The sequence below is a fragment of the Enterococcus gallinarum NBRC 100675 genome (assembly GCF_001544275.1).
GTDB classification, from domain to species: Bacteria; Bacillota; Bacilli; order Lactobacillales; family Enterococcaceae; genus Enterococcus_D; species Enterococcus_D gallinarum.
In genome coordinates this window covers 38697-56290 of record NZ_BCQE01000008.1, presented here as the reverse complement: position 1 = coordinate 56290, position 17594 = coordinate 38697, and the positions used below count along the sequence as shown (strand labels likewise).

The 17594-nt window shown below is 39.1% G+C and carries 13 protein-coding genes and 1 riboswitch; of the genes, 9 read left to right on the top strand and 4 right to left on the bottom strand.

Annotation, left to right across the window (positions count from 1 at the left end):
• Nucleotides 1-111: 111 nt before the first annotated feature.
• From EG2_RS05980 to EG2_RS05965, 4 genes are all read left to right on the top strand, one after another.
• Nucleotides 112-1335 carry an MFS transporter gene (locus EG2_RS05980; protein ID WP_115241650.1) on the top strand — a complete coding sequence of 408 codons (1224 nt, stop codon included), beginning with the start codon at nucleotides 112-114 and terminating at the stop codon, nucleotides 1333-1335.
• 20 nt (nucleotides 1336-1355) lie between these two features.
• Entirely contained in the window at nucleotides 1356-1538 is a 183-nt protein-coding gene (locus EG2_RS05975) for a hypothetical protein (RefSeq protein WP_003125992.1), read from the top strand.
• A gap of 181 nt (nucleotides 1539-1719) precedes the next feature.
• Nucleotides 1720-1818: riboswitch (THF riboswitch) on the top strand.
• 26 nt (nucleotides 1819-1844) lie between these two features.
• Nucleotides 1845-2375, top strand: a complete 531-nt coding sequence (locus EG2_RS05970; RefSeq protein ID WP_029486579.1) for a folate family ECF transporter S component — start codon at nucleotides 1845-1847, stop codon at nucleotides 2373-2375.
• A 152-nt stretch (nucleotides 2376-2527) separates the two neighbouring features.
• Nucleotides 2528-3712: a glycoside hydrolase family 3 N-terminal domain-containing protein gene (locus tag EG2_RS05965; RefSeq protein ID WP_060813944.1), complete on the top strand. Its 1185-nt coding sequence runs from the start codon at nucleotides 2528-2530 to the stop codon at nucleotides 3710-3712.
• A gap of 106 nt (nucleotides 3713-3818) precedes the next feature.
• On the opposite strand, the gene EG2_RS05960 is transcribed toward EG2_RS05965, so the two are convergent.
• Both EG2_RS05960 and EG2_RS05955 read right to left on the bottom strand, forming a co-directional pair.
• Nucleotides 3819-4706, bottom strand: coding sequence for an Rgg/GadR/MutR family transcriptional regulator (locus tag EG2_RS05960; protein ID WP_060813943.1), 888 nt, complete (start codon nucleotides 4704-4706; stop codon nucleotides 3819-3821).
• Nucleotides 4707-5164: 458 nt separating this feature from the next.
• On the bottom strand, nucleotides 5165-6646 hold the full coding sequence (locus EG2_RS05955; protein WP_060813942.1) for a helix-turn-helix domain-containing protein: 1482 nt from the start codon (nucleotides 6644-6646) through the stop codon (nucleotides 5165-5167).
• Nucleotides 6647-7422: 776 nt separating this feature from the next.
• Here EG2_RS05955 and EG2_RS05950 point away from each other — a divergent pair.
• Nucleotides 7423-8469, top strand: a complete 1047-nt coding sequence (locus EG2_RS05950) for a hypothetical protein (RefSeq protein WP_060813941.1) — start codon at nucleotides 7423-7425, stop codon at nucleotides 8467-8469.
• A gap of 251 nt (nucleotides 8470-8720) precedes the next feature.
• Here EG2_RS05950 and EG2_RS05945 read toward each other — a convergent pair whose 3' ends face one another.
• Both EG2_RS05945 and EG2_RS05940 read right to left on the bottom strand, forming a co-directional pair.
• Entirely contained in the window at nucleotides 8721-10406 is a 1686-nt protein-coding gene (locus tag EG2_RS05945) for a sensor histidine kinase (protein WP_060813940.1), read from the bottom strand.
• The gene (locus EG2_RS05940) at nucleotides 10403-11920 is read right to left on the bottom strand and encodes a response regulator transcription factor (RefSeq protein WP_060813939.1); all 1518 of its coding nucleotides are present in this window, start codon (nucleotides 11918-11920) and stop codon (nucleotides 10403-10405) included. Before EG2_RS05940 ends, EG2_RS05945 begins: the two co-directional genes overlap by 4 nt.
• A 168-nt stretch (nucleotides 11921-12088) precedes the next feature.
• Between EG2_RS05940 and EG2_RS05935 the strand changes: the two genes are divergently transcribed.
• The 4 genes from EG2_RS05935 to EG2_RS05920 all read left to right on the top strand — a co-directional run bounded on the left by EG2_RS05935 (nucleotide 12089) and on the right by EG2_RS05920 (nucleotide 17438).
• Nucleotides 12089-13375 (top strand): ABC transporter substrate-binding protein, encoded by a 1287-nt coding sequence (locus EG2_RS05935; protein ID WP_060813938.1) that lies wholly within the window; start codon nucleotides 12089-12091, stop codon nucleotides 13373-13375.
• Nucleotides 13376-13529: 154 nt separating this feature from the next.
• Nucleotides 13530-14405, top strand: coding sequence for a carbohydrate ABC transporter permease (locus EG2_RS05930; protein WP_021150076.1), 876 nt, complete (start codon nucleotides 13530-13532; stop codon nucleotides 14403-14405).
• On the top strand, nucleotides 14402-15223 hold the full coding sequence (locus EG2_RS05925) for a carbohydrate ABC transporter permease (RefSeq protein ID WP_060813937.1): 822 nt from the start codon (nucleotides 14402-14404) through the stop codon (nucleotides 15221-15223). Before EG2_RS05930 ends, EG2_RS05925 begins: the two co-directional genes overlap by 4 nt.
• 25 nt (nucleotides 15224-15248) lie before the next feature.
• Nucleotides 15249-17438: an alpha-galactosidase gene (locus EG2_RS05920; protein WP_060813936.1), complete on the top strand. Its 2190-nt coding sequence runs from the start codon at nucleotides 15249-15251 to the stop codon at nucleotides 17436-17438.
• Nucleotides 17439-17594 lie beyond the last annotated feature (156 nt).

Sequence of the window (17594 nt, the reverse complement as noted above, 5' to 3'; positions counted from 1 at the left end):
TCAGCAACAAAAGCGAATTTGCGCTCTTGAAATATCAGGTATAGTTAGACCTGTCATCTGAGAAAGAGGATGATGAAACAAAGAAACAATAAAAAAGGAGCAAAACACAACATGTCAGAACAGGAGCAACAAACAGAAAAACTATGGAACAAAGGTTTTATTACTATTACATTGATTAATTTTATTGTTTTTCTGGTCTATTATTGTTTTGTCGTCATCACGGCAAAGTTTGCTACGCAAGAATTAGGGGCTTCCGCTGCGCAAGCTGGGTTTGCAGCAGGGATCTATATTATAGGAACATTGATTGCCCGCTTGTATATTGGTAAGGTATTGGAGCTAGTTGGACGAAAAGCCATCTTACGTTGGGGAATGATTTTTTATGTCATAACTACGGCGGCTTATTTGATTTCATCGAATATCATGATTTTGGATGGTGTCCGTTTCTTGAATGGTTTTGCCTATGGAGCAGTGTCTACAGCGGCAAATGCAATTGTTACGGCGTACATCCCCTCTTCAAAACATGGAGAAGGAATCAACTATTATGGATTAAGCACGAGTCTAGCAGCTGCTGTCGGTCCATTTATCGGAATGCTGCTGTTACCCTCTTTTGGTTTTGATTTTATTATTCTATTAGCAACTGTTCTTTCGATAGTAACAGCCATTGCTTGTTTCGCTTTCCCAGTGAAAAATATTTCCTTAACACCAGAACACAGAGCAGAACTAAAGAAATGGTCATTCAGCAGTTTTGTTGAGCCAAAAGTCTTGTTTATTTCAGGTCTGGCCTTTTTGATTGGGTTGTCTTATTCCAGTGTATTAGGTTTCCTTTCTATTTATGCCGGAAATCTTGGCCTAGAAACCGCTGGCGCATTTTTCTTTGTTGTTTATGCATTATCCGTAACCTTCACTCGTCCAATGACAGGTCGCTTGTTTGATCGTCGTGGTGCAGATGCAGTGATGTATCCAAGTTTTATCTTCTTGACATTAGGATTGTTCTTGTTGAGTATTACCAGCAATAGCTTGCTGCTGTTGATTTCTGGCTGTTTTGTTGGACTTGGCTATGGTACATTCATGTCTAATGGACAAGCCGTATGTCTAAAAGAAGTCGATTCTCATCGGATCGGTGTTGCACTTTCTACTTATTTCATTGGTCTAGATTTAGGATTAGGTGTCGGTCCTTATGCATTGGGTAGCTTGAACGGAATGTTTAATTATTCTCAAATCTATATCATTTGCGGAGTGATTCCGGTCGTTGTTATCGTACTGTACAAATTCTTTTATAAAACCAAAAAAGTCGTCGAAAGCGCCGCTATTTCGGAACGTTCGAGGGAAGAATAAAGACAAGGAGTGTAGGAATAATGGACAGCAATCAATTGATTTTAGAAGCACTGAAAAATTTGGTAAACAACGTCAATGAATTGAACAAAGAAATCCATTCGATGGAAGAAGTAAATCAACGTTTGACGATCGAGCAAGTTGAGATTGCCCACGAATTGAAAAACATCAAGCGTGTGTTGATCAACGATAATATCATTGGCTGATCAACGTTAATCAAAGAGGCAGAGCAGTAGTATTGGGTTCCACTACTGTTCTGCCTTAATTTTTGCGCAAGATACGGCAAAAAACGAACGATTCTTTAAAAACAGCTGTCATTAAAGAGACTAAAATTGAAGACCACTAGAATCTGTGCTATAGTTTGTCTGGGTAGAGATACCTAAATAAATCAGAGTAGGAAATAAAGCGTTAAGTGCCGAAAGGATGGGATGTTGCCTTTTGGACGAAGAACGATTCGTTCGCGGTTTTATTTTCGCATTCGCTGCATGAATTTGTAGCAGCTCTAAAAGGAGATGCTCGTTATGAAAAGAAAAGTCGACGCACACATGATCGCGGTCATGGGGCTTTTGATTGCCCTGATGGTGGTCTTGTCGCAAATTTTGGGGTTTGAAACAGCCTATTTGAAACTCACCTTCACTTTTGTTCCTGAGTTGATTATGGGGATGCTTTTTGGGCCATTCTGGACTGCTGTAGGGGCTTCGGTTGCTGATATAGCAGGAATGATTTTATTCCCTAAATCCGCTTATTTCTTCGGATTTACGATCAATGCATTCGTAGGTGGGTTGATCTACGGTTACTTTTTTTATAGAAAGGAAGTAACTTGGAAACGGGCAGCAACAGTGGTCTTGCTGAATACCCTTTTGATCACATTGATATTGACACCGATCTGGTTGGCAATGATGCTGAATATTCCATTAACAAGCTGGGCAATTTGGTCGGCTCGATTGATGAAAGCTGTTATCATGTTTCCTATTCAGACAGTTTTGATCTATTTCGTTGGGCGCGCAGTGCCTTATAAACGCTTGACTCGGCGTTTTACCTGATCGTTTTAGCAACAAAAAAAGAATAAAAAACAAACATCCATTAAAGCGAACAGTACACTTAAGTGTGTCGTGTTCGCTTTTTTTACCTTAAAAGGCATGCTAAAATAGGCTGATATAAAACAAGACGAGGAATTTATGAACTGGAGGAATTTATGAATAAAAAAGGGATCCTTATGGGTGGCTTTATTTTGCTTCTGTTGCTCATTATAGGTGGAATGAAGTGGCTGATGGACCAACAGACAAATGGGGAAGAACCGACAAACGCTTCACAAACAACGTCAACAAGTTCTCTAAGTACCGAGTCGAGCATTCCCGAAAAAACAACTGAGGAGGAAACGACGATTGATAAGCGGATTGACCAAATGAGTCTAGAAGAAAAAGTCGGGCAACTATTTTTTGTACGAGTGTCTGAAATCAATCAAGTCGAAGATATACAAACCTATCATTTAGGCGGCTATGTCTTATTCGGACGTGATACGGAGAATGAGACAGCTGAGACGTTGAAGCAAAAGATTGCTGATTATCAGCAAGCCAGTTCAATACCTTTGCTGATCGGAATGGACGAAGAAGGGGGAACTGTCACTCGAATCAGTCGCAACCCTGCATTGGTACAAACACCATTTTTATCCCCTCAGCAACTTTACCAACAAGGGGGCTGGCAAGCAATTGAAGAAGATACTGCTCAAAAGGCAGCTATTTTCCACGAATATGGCATTTCTACCGGTCTGTTTCCGGTCGCCGATGTATCCACTGACCCTAATTCATTTATCTACGATCGAACCATAGGTTTAGATGCAGCAGGAACCAGTGAATTTGTTCGTAGAAACATTGCTGTTTTAAAAGAGAATCGGATTGGTTCGACATTGAAGCATTTTCCGGGTTACGGCAATAACCGTGATTCACATGTAGAGATCGTTACCGATGATCGCCCGTTAGAAGAGTTGGAGACAAATGATTTCTTACCTTTTGAAGCCGGGATCAAAGCAGGAGCTGACAGTATTTTAGTCTCACATAATATTGTCACAAGTATTGATGACAGCGCGCCAGCCTCAATCTCGAAGCCTGTCCATGAATTATTGAGGAAGCAGCTGGGTTTCAAAGGAGTAATCATGACGGATGACATGGATATGGCGGGTCTAGCTGACTTTATTTCCCAATCAGAAGCAGGGCTGAGAGCATTAGAAGCAGGGAATGATTTAGTGATGTCATCTACCTATCAGCAACAGATCCCAGTGATTGTGGAGGCTGTCAGAAGTGGTAATTATCCGGAAGCAGCCATCGATGCTTCCGTCAAACGAGTACTTGAATGGAAAGCTTCCATTGGGTTAATCAATTAAAGAAAACGATCTGAAAGATACTCTTTTCTGCTAACAAGTATTGGCGCAGAAAGAAGACTTTCAGATCGTTTTTTTTAATCCTATACAGATTTTTCCAGCAGCGACATTATAAAAAAGGTTCTTCAGATGGTGCCACTGATAAAAGGACGTTGGTTGCTAATTCTGATAGTTCAGCAGCGTAGGCAGATTGACCTAAAAAGTGTAGGATCTCAATTGCTTTTGTGATTGTTTGTTTTCCAGTTTCGATTTCACCATGGAAGATCGCGATGATCCCTTCGAAATAGCGGATCATCAATCGAATCCGGTCGTTGTCCAATGGAATATTTTTGGTCATATAAAACAAAATTTGTTTAAGATGATCGATCTGATTGCGGTCAATGAAAAGAAAGGCAGCATTAGTCAACAACTTAGAATAAATATGATAATTGAGACTAAGCAAATTATTATAAAACTCCTGCTTATTTAGTTGCTCGATTTGAAACAAAATATATTCGTCCGTGAAAAGAAACATTAGATTTGCAAATATGGTGATTTCAAATTTTCCCCAGGTTTCGATTTTGTCGAGGTAGCTCTTTATCGCTGCCTCGATTTTTTCTGTTTCATCGATGGTATGTAGAAAACCCTTTTTCTTTAGGATCAAATAGTACTGGCTATAAAGCAGATAGTAGAAAAAGTCTTGTGTTTCTTGGTAGGTTGTTTTTGACTCGTCAATCAAGGTTGCTAGCTGATCAAAATCATGTTGGTAATAAGCATTGTGAAATTGTTTCGAGAGTTGCTTCTTTTCATTTAGTTGATTGTTTGTCAAATGATACTCAAATTCTTCGAGAGTCACATTCAAGCGATCAAGGTATTTGTAAAGAATATCAAAAGCAATTCGATGTCCTTTTTGTTCAAAAGTAGCTAACGTGCTCCGCTCAGATATATCGGCTGCTAACTTTCTTTGGGAAAGATTACGTTCAGTACGTAACTTTTTCAGTAATAGATTGGCTTCCAAAAAAGCACCTCCTAAATGCACCTAGAAATTAGGTGGACGAAAAAATAGTCCAAATCAACTATAGTACTATTTTCCAATTAAACTGAAGGAAAGTCAATTAAAGGAGGAAAAGAAAATGTTCCAATTATTTGGGTTTCCATGGGAAGTTGTTGAAAATATGATCAACATTTTTTCTTTCTTACGCTAAAAGTTCGTTCAGTAAATCTGATCAACATCAGATTTCAGTAACGCAAAAATAGGTGGTTTCTAGTAATAATTTACTATTTGCTCCTCCAAGGTCGTTGACCTCTCCCCAAAGTCCTGCTTAGCAGGTATTCCAGGCTGTCGATCTTAGGAGGAAACAGGAACTTGAAGTAGGAAAAAGCAGAAAAACAGCGATTTCTGCTTTTTCCTATGTTTAAATCAAGAATGATAGACAGAAAACCAGTGGCATTCCAAAAAGGAAGCCACTGGTTTTTTTAGTTTATCGAAAAATCGTTGATTGTCAGATATTCCTCCCATAAAGCGTCAAATAATGGCGACAACTCTTTTAGAGTCTCAGTTTCTTCCATGACATAAGCAGGATACTCAATTGCTGGCAACAATCTATTTGCTGGAACGATGTAATAGTCAAAGTCTTTTTCGTGGTTTCTTACGATATCATAGTCCACAAATTGAATTTGATCCAATAAAAAACTGATTTGCTGAATGGCTGATAAATTCAATGAAGGAATGATTCCCACCTGTAATTTTTGTAAATGATGCTGTTGATAATACGGATATATGAAGAAAGTCAGATAGTCTAGGACTAGCGGTTTGGCTTTTTTGAGCCATTCATACCCAACACGTCGAGTGTATTTTGTCAAAAACGGACGAATCTTTTTCTGTAGATTTGTAAATCCTTTCTTTTGAAAGGATAGATTCAACTCATTTTGAGACCAAAAATCAATCAATAGGCCATTGTTTGCATAAAAAATATACAGAATAATGAAGCTATCTTTTTGAATTTCAGAAAATACTTCTTCATCAAAAGGGATCCCAACGATTTCTGGTAATAATACGTGACTAAAATCAGCCATAAACTCATGAAAAATGGGATCATCTTCTTTGATCTGTTCATAGAAATCACAAAGTAGAGCAGCTCTTTCTGGTGTTGGCTCAGCGAAACGGACTAGAAAGAACAGCATTCCTTTGACATAATTGATCTGATAAGTTACTTGCTTTTCGTCAGTCATAAATGCCATAAAATATTTTTCTAGAGGATGGTTCATCTTTGAAAATAATTTTTCAAAGCCATTGATTGGGTTAAGCAAATAGCCTTGTTCGAATCGAAGTTTGGATACAAATAAAATGACTAAGATCAGTCGTTGGTTAACAGGAGAAAACTTTTGTAATGCTAATTCGTTGATCAAAACCGTTTGATCAACGAAGTCCGTTAAGTAATCCGCTTCTAATGGTGAGTTCTCTAAATAAGTTAAAATTTGAACGTAAAATGAACGGATATTGATTTCATTTCCAGTTAGTTTCAACTGAGAAACATTCAAATGGATTTCTTTTCCCAGTAAATAAGTCTTCAGTGGTTTAAGTGCCCGGGTGATCGTTGAATGACTGACAAAATGAACAGTTGAAAAATCATTGATGGTCATTTCCGGGTTCATGATCGATGTAAGTAGAAGTTGGAAAGCAAGGCTTTCCTGAATCAAATACTTCTGATAAAGAGAATAGGAAAGTGGTTCTTCTAAGGAACGAACCTTGAAACCTTTTTCACATAACGAAACTTGATAAAGGGTTGAAAACTCTTGTTGCATTTCCTCTATGAGTGGTGCTATCCCATGATAAGACAAGCCCAGATGCTCGGCGATTTTACTGATATTGATTGGTTGATTGGTATTCTCATTTAAATAAGTCAAAATTGCTAATTTTTTCTTTGCATGATTGGTGAGTAACAGATCTTCAAACATAATCATCCTCCTTTTAAAAATATTATCATAAATATTATTTAATAATGAATCAAAAATGTAAGTTTGAGATGCCAATTTTTGATTAAAAAAGTTCTTCTTTTGTCGTGTTGTGTAATTAAATAATCTTGGTGTAAAATTATCGTTGGATTTTATGTGAAGAAAATCGCTATTCAAAAATAGCAGATTTTCTCTTTTTTTTATGCGTTTTTTTAGAGTAAAAGAATCACTGTAGAATAATTATTCGGTTTTTAAATATATGTACGTAATTAATAAACGAACGATATAAGAAGATTTTTTGTTTTTAAAATAACACATAATACCTGTTCCTACAAGTTAAAAAACAGTGACAAGTGAGTGTACTTATTTTTGTCCATGTGATTTCTGTAAATAGACGATGCTGCTCCTTAGGAAATCCTACATGCTGAACTTAGAAAGAGGCGGTACAAAAGCTTTTTGACGATTATTTTTAGAGAAAAAGAGAGTTGTTAGTTGTGCTTTTTTGTTTACATGGAAATAATCTGAAAAATTGTTGTTCATTTAAAAGTGAGAATGGTTAGGAGGCAATTGAGAATGGCGTGGGTTTCTTCAAAAACGATTATTTTTATTATCTTTCAATAAATGGTAACAAAACCTAATAAATATAAGTTGAAAAGCTAGTGTTGATGAATAGAAAAACAAATGTATTTTTACTTCTGGGCGAGCGGTAAGTCGTCTTGATTGATAAAAAAACGTAGGGTTGTTAGACTGGTTTTAGAGGAAAAAAAGGAGGGTGTAAAATGAAACACGGATTTAGAGATTATTTAGGAGCAAATGAGCGGGAGGCAGGTTATAACTTATCCTGGGGCTCAATTTTCGCAGGAGTCGTGACGTTTATTGCATTATTTATGACATTTTCATTAATCGGCTCAGCGATCGGATTTGGAATGGTAGAACCTACTTCAAACAACCCGCTGGATGGTGTGGGAACAGGCTTGATGATTTGGACTGTTGTGACATTGATTCTTTCATTATTCGGCGCAGGATTTGTTTCTGGTGTAGCAGCTAGACGCGTTGGTTTGGTCCATGGATTTCTTACTTGGGCAACCAGTATGATCGTTACGATCGTTATGTTATCATATTTAACAATTGGAGCTTTTTCTGTAGTTGGTTCACTATTGGGCAATATCGCTTCAGCTGTCGGAAGTGGCGTAGAGAATGTCGCATCAGGAACAGCAGATGTCGCATCAAAAGCCTTTGATGAGATTACAGGAAACATGGGAGATATTGATACAGATCAATTGCAAACGGACGTCCGCGACGTATTAAAAGATACTGACGTTCCTGAATTGCAGCCAAACTATTTGCAAGATCAAGTTTCTGATGCAACGAGTGATATTACCGATGCAGGTAAGAAAATCGCTACGGATCCAAATAAAGCAGACGAAATCATCGATGATCTTTCAACAAAACTACAAGATCGGGCAACGAAAATCAGCGATTCCGTTGATGAAGATGCCATTTCAAATGCGGTAGCAAAAAATACCGATCTAAATCAACAAGAGGCACAAGAAGCTACACAAAATATTGTCAATGGGTTGCAAAAAGCTTCTGATGAAGCACAACAACAAATTGAAACAGCACAACAAAATCTTGAACAAGCAAAACAAGATATCGATCAAGCAGTCAAAGATGCGCGTAAAAAAGCTGATGAAGTAAGTGATGCAACTGCTAAAGCATCAATTTGGGGCTTTGTAGCAATGGTCTTAGGACTAGTTCTAACATCGATCGGCGGCATGGTCGGAGCGAACTTAGTCAAAACTGCCGATCATGAAAATCGGATCTAAAGGAAAAAGAGAAACTCGAAAATAGTAGTGAGTGACCAATCATCAATGCAGTATCCCCATGGGAGACGGATCATTGATGGTTGGTTTTTGTATCAACAAGTCATTGCCTCCAATGATGAAAACTTAAACGATTACTATCAAAATATATCCAACCATCTGCCCTCTGAGGAAGCTGTTTTTCTAAAAGTTGAGAAAAATAGCCGGAGTGCTAATGGTTGGATTTTGTTGTGTTCTTTCAATAGTTATACTGCTTACTGCTTTGGTAGTAATAGGCGTACAGTAGTTCCTTCATTGACGCGAGAGACAACGGTCAAGCCATATTTTTCCCCGTAGAGCAACTTGATTCTTTGATCAATATTCTCCAATCCGATACCAGAATAATGTTCGATCGACTGATTCTTATTCAACGAGGATGCTTCATCAAAGCCGATACCTGTATCAATGATTTCGAGGATTAGCCCTGATTTACTGATGCGAGAAAAGATTTGAATATAGCCTTTTTCTTCTTCAGGAAACGCATGCAGATAAGCATTTTCGATGATTGGCTGCAAGATCATTTTAGGAACCAAACAATTTTCACATTCTTCTGCGGAGAAGATTGTTGATTGAATCCGGTCACCATAGCGAACGTTCATCAGGATCAGATATTCTTCTACGATGGCTAGTTCATCCTTTAATGGAACGATCTCTTTGCGGTTGAATGTATGGCGAAGCAATTGGACGAAACTATCGATGGCTTGAGTTGCTTTCTCCTGTTCATTTTGCCAAATCAAAAATTTGATTGCTGTTAGTGTATTATAAACAAAGTGCGGTTGGATTTGCATCTGTAAGGAACGGATCTCAAATTTGCGTTTTTCCGCTTCGGTGATCATCAAATGGTCGACATAGGATTCTAAATCTTCCAGCATCAAATTATAGGCACGACCTAGTTCTTGCGTTTCATACGTGCCATTGATCGAGACCTTATTGCTGAAATCACCTTGTGTGACTGCCGGCAGCTTGTCGATCAATTGATAGATAGGTTGTGTGATCGTTCGAATGATCCAGAAAGCGAACAGACTAAAAAGCAAAATACTAAGAAAAGCGATCAATACGGCGGGTTTGATCAGATTCATATTACGTACTAAATGAGATTCATCTAGCAGATCATAAAATGTGAATTGATAAGAATAAAGAGGCATTTGATTAACAGAATCATTTTTCACTTCGATCATTGCTGGATCAAAAGCTGTTCCTAGTTTTTGTTCTTCAGAAGTGGACAAGATCTGTCCTTGATCATTGACCACGTAGATGGTATGCAATGTTGTGTCTAACAACTGCCGATAAATAGAAGAAAAATCAGATTCTTTCAAAAAAATCAATGCGTAACCGAATAAAGCATCGTCTTTCATTAATTTCCGTACGTACATCAGTCCTGGTGAATGGCTCGTAGAAGTACTCAACCCTTGCTCCAGAAAATAGTATTGACTAATAGCCTCATTTTCATTGATTTGCTGCGTAAATTTACTTGCCAAAAAAGTTTCAACCGACTGATTTCGGACAGCATCATTTTGAAAGAATGATCGTCCGTTCGTTCCAATCAAGACCAAGTTGGAAGGAATCGTTTGAAAAAGCGAGCGAGTATCTTTCAATTGCTCATTGAGTTCTAAAATCGTTCTTCCCTGATTTAGCTGTCCTTTTAAATAATTTTCTACGGCTTTGCTCTCATCGACGACATCAAAAATACGATTGATATTCTCATTCAAGCGCTCATAATCTTCTTGGATCTTATCCAAAAGCAAGCGGTTCGAGCTCTGATACGAAGCCACATAAGCATCTTTGGACCGTCCATAGATAACGATCACTGTCAGTAAACAAACACTGATTACTCCTACCACAACAAACAAAAAGATTCGGCTGAACAATTCATTTTTTTTGAGCCACTGTTGGATTCTCATAATTGGTTCAACCGCCGATACTTAGAAGGAGTGACTTGAAATTCTTTTTTAAAGATTCGAGAAAAATAGCTGATATCGGAATAACCAACTGCTTCACTGATTTCTGACAAATTCAACTCAGATTGGATCAGCAACTCTTTGGCTTTTTCTAGACGAGTATTTTTCAAATAATCGGAGAAACTCATTTTTAATTTTGAAGAAAGGAAAGCTGACAAGTAGGTATAACTAAAGTGGAACGTTTCTGCCAACTCAGATAGTGAGAGGCTCTTCATATAATTGTCTTGAATGAAGCGCTGGATCGAGACCAGTAAGTCATCTTCATCCATAGGGGAAAGTGTCGTCAATTGCAGACGTACCTCATCGATCGTTGACAATAACAAATCGGAAAAATCTTCTAAATACAAGACATGTCCGATCTCATGGAGAAATTCCGCTCGCAAGCGACTAAAGCGGGGAGCTGTTGGAAATTCTTCTTCTAAGCGGGACAACAGCGTATAAAAAATACTGCTGGCCTGCTGCTTCAGAAAGTTAGGATCGACATTTGATAGAATCATCTCATTGAAATAGTCTTCGATACGTGTAATCCCCAATAAAAAATTATTGTCTAATAATGCCCGTAAAAATTTTTTTGTATCAAAACGATCACTTTCCATATACAAAAAAAGCTCTTGTTCCAAGACAAGCCGCTGCTGCTTATAAAAAAACGATTGTTCACGACTTTTATCTTTGAGAGTCAGAAAAGCCGAACGCAAGTCTTCAATCGATTCAAACGGGCATCCAAGGGTAAAAAAAGCATTTGGTTCGGTATAGTTCAACTGGTCCAAACAATTTTTCAAAGAAGCAAAAAAATCACTTTCTTCTGCGTAACTGATCAATAGTCCCGCATCATTATTACTGGTCTTGAACGCCAATGTTTTCAAGCGAGAATTCGATTGCGAGAATTCTGTCAATGCATGAAAAAGCTGCTCAGTAGAACGAAAATAACTGACATTCGTATAAAGAAAACATAGATGCTGTTTCATAGCTATTTCAAGATAGTCAGCAAAAGGAGTAAGTGGTTCTTCATACCCAGCCAGATAGCGATTCAAAGATTCTTGCAATGGAACCTCAGCGGTTATTTGACGGGTATCAGATATTTTTTCGCGGATGGTATTTAGGGCTTTCAGAAACAAAGCAGGCGTCAATGTTGGCTTTAACAAGTAATCAATGGCACCGTTCTTAAAAGATTGACTGACATAGTGAAAATCATCATAACTGCTCAATACCAGAAAATGGATAGTTGGGTATTGTTGTTGAATGATGGTTGTTAATTGGATGCCGTCCATTTGCGGCATTTTTAAATCTGTGATCACGATCTCTGGTCGTAATTGCTGGATCAGGGTTAGAGCCTCCTGTCCGTTTGCTGCATCTCCCAGCAAGCGAAAACCTTCTTGCTCCCAACGAATCATATGTTTTAATCCATCACGAATAGTGGTCTCGTCATCCACAAGCAAGACTGTATGTAAATGATGCATGGTATCCCCCCTATTTCTTTATTCTAGTATAAACGCTTTCAAAAAAGAAAGGTATTGGTAAAAATTTTCTATTTTTGGACTATTTTAGTAAGCTCTTTCACACGTATTGTATCCGTTTACAACTCCAGTGTATAGTAAAAATGTAATTAAAAGGAAAGAGGGAGAAAAATGAAAAAATTGCTTGCATCACTTGTGACTGCCGCTACTGTATTGACATTGACAGCTTGTGGCAGCAACAACGAAAGTACTGGTGACACTGGAGGTTCTTCTGATAAGGTTACAGTTTGGGCCTGGGATGAGACTTTCAATATCAAAGCTGTCAATGAAGCGAAAAAGGTTTATGAAAACAAGGATGTTGATGTGGAAGTAGTGACCATGTCACAAGATGACATCGTTCAAAAGTTGAACACTAGTCTAGCATCAGGCAATACGGATGGCTTGCCAAATATCGTTTTGATCGAAGACTATCGTATTCAAGGCTATTTATCTTCCTATCCGGATGCTTTCAGCGACTTAACTGATATTGTCAATGAAGATGACTTTTCCAGCTACAAATTCGCCGTCAACAAAATCGATGATGTGATCTACGGTGTACCTTTTGATAGTGGGGTAGCAGGGCTGTTTTATCGTACAGATTATTTAGCAGATGCAGGATATGAAGCTGCTGATCTCCAAGATATTACCTGGGATGACTTTATTCAAATTGCCAAAGATGTCAAAGAGAAAACGGGACATGCCATGATGTCTCTGGATCCAAGCGATTTGGGATTGGCACGGATCATCATGCAGTCAGCTGGTGAATGGTATACCGGTGAAGACGGCACCACAGTAACGATCAAAGACAACGAATCATTCAAAGCCGGCTTGAATGTATTGGCGACACTACTGAATGAAGGCTTAGTTGAACAAGTCTCTGATTGGGATGGCGGCGTCAATGCAGTCCAATCCGGAAATGTTGCTGCAGCACCAACAGGCGCTTGGTATTCTAGTACGATTCAAGGGGCTGAAGATCAAAGCGGCAAATGGGCGATTGCACCGATTCCGGCACTTGCTGGTGGCAATTCAGTGAACGCATCAAGTATTGGCGGAGCAGGGTGGTATGTCATTAAAGGCGTAGCTGGTGAAGAGAATGCGAAAGACTTTTTAGCGAATACGTTTGCTTCAAATAAAGAATTGATGGGAACATTGGCAACTGAAATTGGGCTGGTTTCAACGATGAATGCTGCCGAAGAGACAAAAGAATATACTTCAGGACTTGATTTTTATGGAGGACAAAAAGTTTTCCAAGACTTCTCTCAATGGTCACAAGAGATCCCGGCCGTCAACTACGGCAATCATACTTATGCGATCGAATCTGTATTGACAGAAAGCTTGCAGCGAGTAATCAATGGGGAAGATATCGATAAAGTACTAGAAGATGCACAAACACAAGTAGAAGCACAAATCGCAAACTGAGCAAATCATTTAGCTATGGTTTCATAATCAACAAATCAGATACGAACGATAGCTGCTGGTACCACTAATTTCCCATTAGAGGAGATTGTTGAGCAGCAATCGTTCGTATAGTCATTAGATTGGTGCCATAGTGTCGTTTGAAGGAGGAATCACCATGAAAAATAAATCGAAAAATTGGTTTGCGAATGGAAACGCGTTTATTTCTTTGCCTGTGATCTTGATTACACTATTAGTATTTGTTCCTATGATTTCAGCTCTTTTTACGTCTTTCCAGTCGGGACCGCCGACAACGATGTCATTCAACGGTTTGGGAAACTATCAGCGGATGCTGAGTGACTCAACCTTCAAGAAAGCTTTTGGTAATACATTTTTATACTTATTGATCCAAGTACCGATCATGCTGTTTTTGGCATTGATCGTCTCGAACATATTAAATGACAAAAAATTAAAATTCAAAGGTCTTTTCCGAACAGCCTTGTTTTTACCTTGTATCACTTCATTGGTCTCTTACTCGTTGATCATGAAAAGTTTATTCTCAGCGAATGGGTTAGTCAATAATTTTTTAATGCAAATTCATTTGATTGAGGTGCCGATTCAATGGCTAACGGATCCCTTCTGGGCAAAAGTCTTGATTATTTTTGCTATTACTTGGCGCTGGACAGGCTACAATATGATTTTCTTTATTTCTGGTATGCAAAACATTGATCCTAGCATCTATGAAGCTGCTGAAATTGATGGTGCTACTAAATGGGATCAACTTTTCAAGATAACTATTCCTAATTTACGGCCGATCATTTTATTCACAACAATTACTTCAACGATCGGAACATTGCAGTTATTTGACGAAGTACAAAATATTACGGGTGGGGGACCTGCCAATGCAACCACCACGCTCTCGCAGTACATTTACAATTTAAGTTATAAATTCACCCCGAACTTTGGCTATGCGGCGGCAGTATCCTTTGTGATCGTGATCGCTATTGTGGTCTTATCCGTTATCCAAACAAAATTAGGAGGGAAAGAAAATTGAAAACACTCTCTTTAAGCTTAAAGTATCTTTTCCTAGGTCTTTTGGCCTTTATTTCCGTCTTTCCATTTGTCTGGATGGTATTGGGAATGACCAATCAAACCTTTGACATTGTGGCGGGAAAAATCATGATCGGTGATCAGTTGGTGATCAATTTCCAAAATTTATTTGCTTCTGAACTGAACTTCACTCGTGCTTTGGGCAACTCTGCAGTGATTGCGGTCATTACGACCGTCTTCGCATTGCTGTTTTCTTCCATGGCAGGCTATGGGTTCGAGATCTATCGAACCAAAACAAAAGATCGCATTTTCAATATTTTACTCTTATCGATGATGGTTCCTTTTGCGGCTTTGATGATTCCTTTATACCGCATGTTTAGTCAGCTTAGCGGAACCCCAATCGGAATCAATACTTTTGCAGTGGTCATTTTACCTTCTGTTTGTACAGCATTCCTGATTTTCTTTTTCCGCCAAAATATCAAAGCTTTTCCTAAAGAATTAGTAGAAGCAGCCCGCATCGATGGGCTAAATGAGTTAAGTATTTTCTTGCGAGTCTATATGCCTACTGCCAAAAATACTTATGCAGCAGCAGCGATCATAACCTTTATGAATAGCTGGAACAACTACTTGTGGCCATTAGTTGCCTTGCAATCACCGGATAAACGGACAGTTCCGTTGGTTTTATCTGCAATGGGGGCTTCCTATACACCGGATTACGGCATGATGATGTGCGGCATCGTGATCGCTACTTTGCCAACAGCGATTATCTTTTTCGTATTACAAAAACAATTCGTACAAGGCATGTTAGGTTCTGTGAAGTAAAGAAAAGAGAAAACGAGGAAATGAAATGATCCATTTTGATAAAAAAAACCAAATTTTTCATTTAAGCAACAACAAAATCAGTTATGTGATGCAGATCGAAGAAGGTGGAAATTTAGCGCATATCTACTTTGGAAAGAAAATTACCCATTATTCTGGCCATTATCGTTACCCACGATTAGATCGTTCTTTTTCGCCAAATCCAGCAGGCAGCAATGATCGCTTATTCTCGCTGGATACGCTGATGATGGAATTTCCTGGGAATGGGTTCGGTGATTTTCGTGAAGCGGCATATGATATCCAACTGCCAAATGGCAGTCATGTTGCGCATTTTATCTATCAAAGCCATGAAATCAGTCAAGGCAAACCAGCACTTGCGGGTTTGCCTCAAACTCACGGTGCTCCGCAAGAAATCGAAACGTTGCAAATCATATTGCGAGATGAAGTTGCCGCGCTTGAATTAGTTTTGAACTATAGTATTTTTACTGATACCTCAGCAATCATTCGTTCAAGTGCCTTAAAAAATGACGGTCTTGAACCAATCGTTATCCATCAACTAGCCAGTCAATCACTGGATTTTCCCAACCGACCGCTTGATTTGATTCAATTGAATGGCGCATGGGCGAAAGAACGGCAAATCAGTCGAGAACCAGTTCAGACAGGTATCAAGAAATTGGACAGCAAGCGAGGTTCCAGCAGCCATCAACAGAATCCTTTCGTTATTCTGGCAGATCCCGCTACAACAGAATTCTCGGGAGAATGCTATGGCGTTAGTTTACTGTATAGCGGCAATCACGAAACGATTATCGAAAAAGACCCTTATGATCAAACGCGGCTCATCATGGGCATCAACAGTTATCGATTTGCCTGGACAGTACCGCCTCAGAAAAGCTTCCAATCACCAGAAGTGGTTACAGTTTATAGTAATCAAGGGCTCAACCAAATGTCACAAACCTATCATCGCTTTTATAATAGTCATCTTATTCGTGGACAGTATCAGCTGACTGAACGTCCGACGTTGATCAATAACTGGGAAGCCACTTATTTTGATTTCGATGAAGAAAAACTGGAGCAGATCGTCGATGAAGCGAAGGTATTGGGGATTGAATTGTTTGTTTTGGATGACGGTTGGTTTGGTGCACGAGAAAATGATTTGACTTCTCTGGGTGACTGGTATGAGAATAAAGGAAAGTTAGCTTCTGGTCTGCGAGGGTTTGCGGAAAAAGTCCATCAGAAGGGCTTGAAATTCGGTCTCTGGTTAGAGCCGGAAATGATCTCAGAAGCGAGCGAGTTGTATCGTCAGCACCCCGAGTGGGCCTTAAAAGTACCTGGACGTTCTCCAGCATTAAGTCGCAGTCAGTTTGTATTGGACTTTTCTAGAGAAGATGTTCGGAAACATATTTTTGATCAGTTAGCCCTTCTATTTAACGAAGTACCCATTGATTATATTAAGTGGGACATGAATCGCAATATGACGGATGTCTATTCATTGTTGTTAGATCCTACCCAGCAAGGGGAGGTGTTCCATCGCTATATTTTAGGTCTGTATGACTTTTTAGAACGATTGACAGCTGCTCATCCTACTATTTTGTTTGAAGGATGCTCTGGCGGGGGCGGTCGTTTTGATGCAGGTTTCTTGTATTACATGCCGCAGATATGGACGAGTGATAATACCGATGCGGTGGCCCGTTTGAAAATCCAGTATGGAACCAGCCTGTCATATCCGGCTTCTAGCATGGGTTCGCATGTTTCAGCAGTGCCTAACCATCAGACACAGCGGATCACTGACTTAGCGATCCGTGGAAACGTTGCAATGTCTGGTGTCTTGGGCTATGAGCTGGATTTGACGACAATGACCGATGAAGAAAAAGCAGCCATCAAAGAGCAAGTTGCCTTTTATAAAAAACATCGACAACTCTTCCAATATGGCACGTTTATTCGCTTGCTGAGTCCTTTTGTAGGAAATGATACTGCGTGGATGTACGTTTCTGAAGATAAACAAGAAGCGATTGTTTTCTATTTCCGTGTATTAGCCGAAGCATCTGCACCGCTAATCACTCTCAAATTGGCGGGATTAGCAGCAGATACATTGTATCAAATGGGGAAAAATAAAATCGGCGGCGATGAATTGATGCAGATCGGTTTCTATATTGATCCTGCTTTATCCGGCGACTATGCAACACAAATGGTTCATCTAACAGCGATCAATAATGACTAAGGTTCTTTTCAGTAATCACTATCAAATGAAATCAAGCGAATAGAGCTGTAACAGAAGCAAAAACAGACGAAACGATCCAAACTGGACTTAAGAAAGAATTCTTCTCTCTGTGACTAGGGACGAGGATCGGATTGTAGAGAGGATTCGATGTGTCTT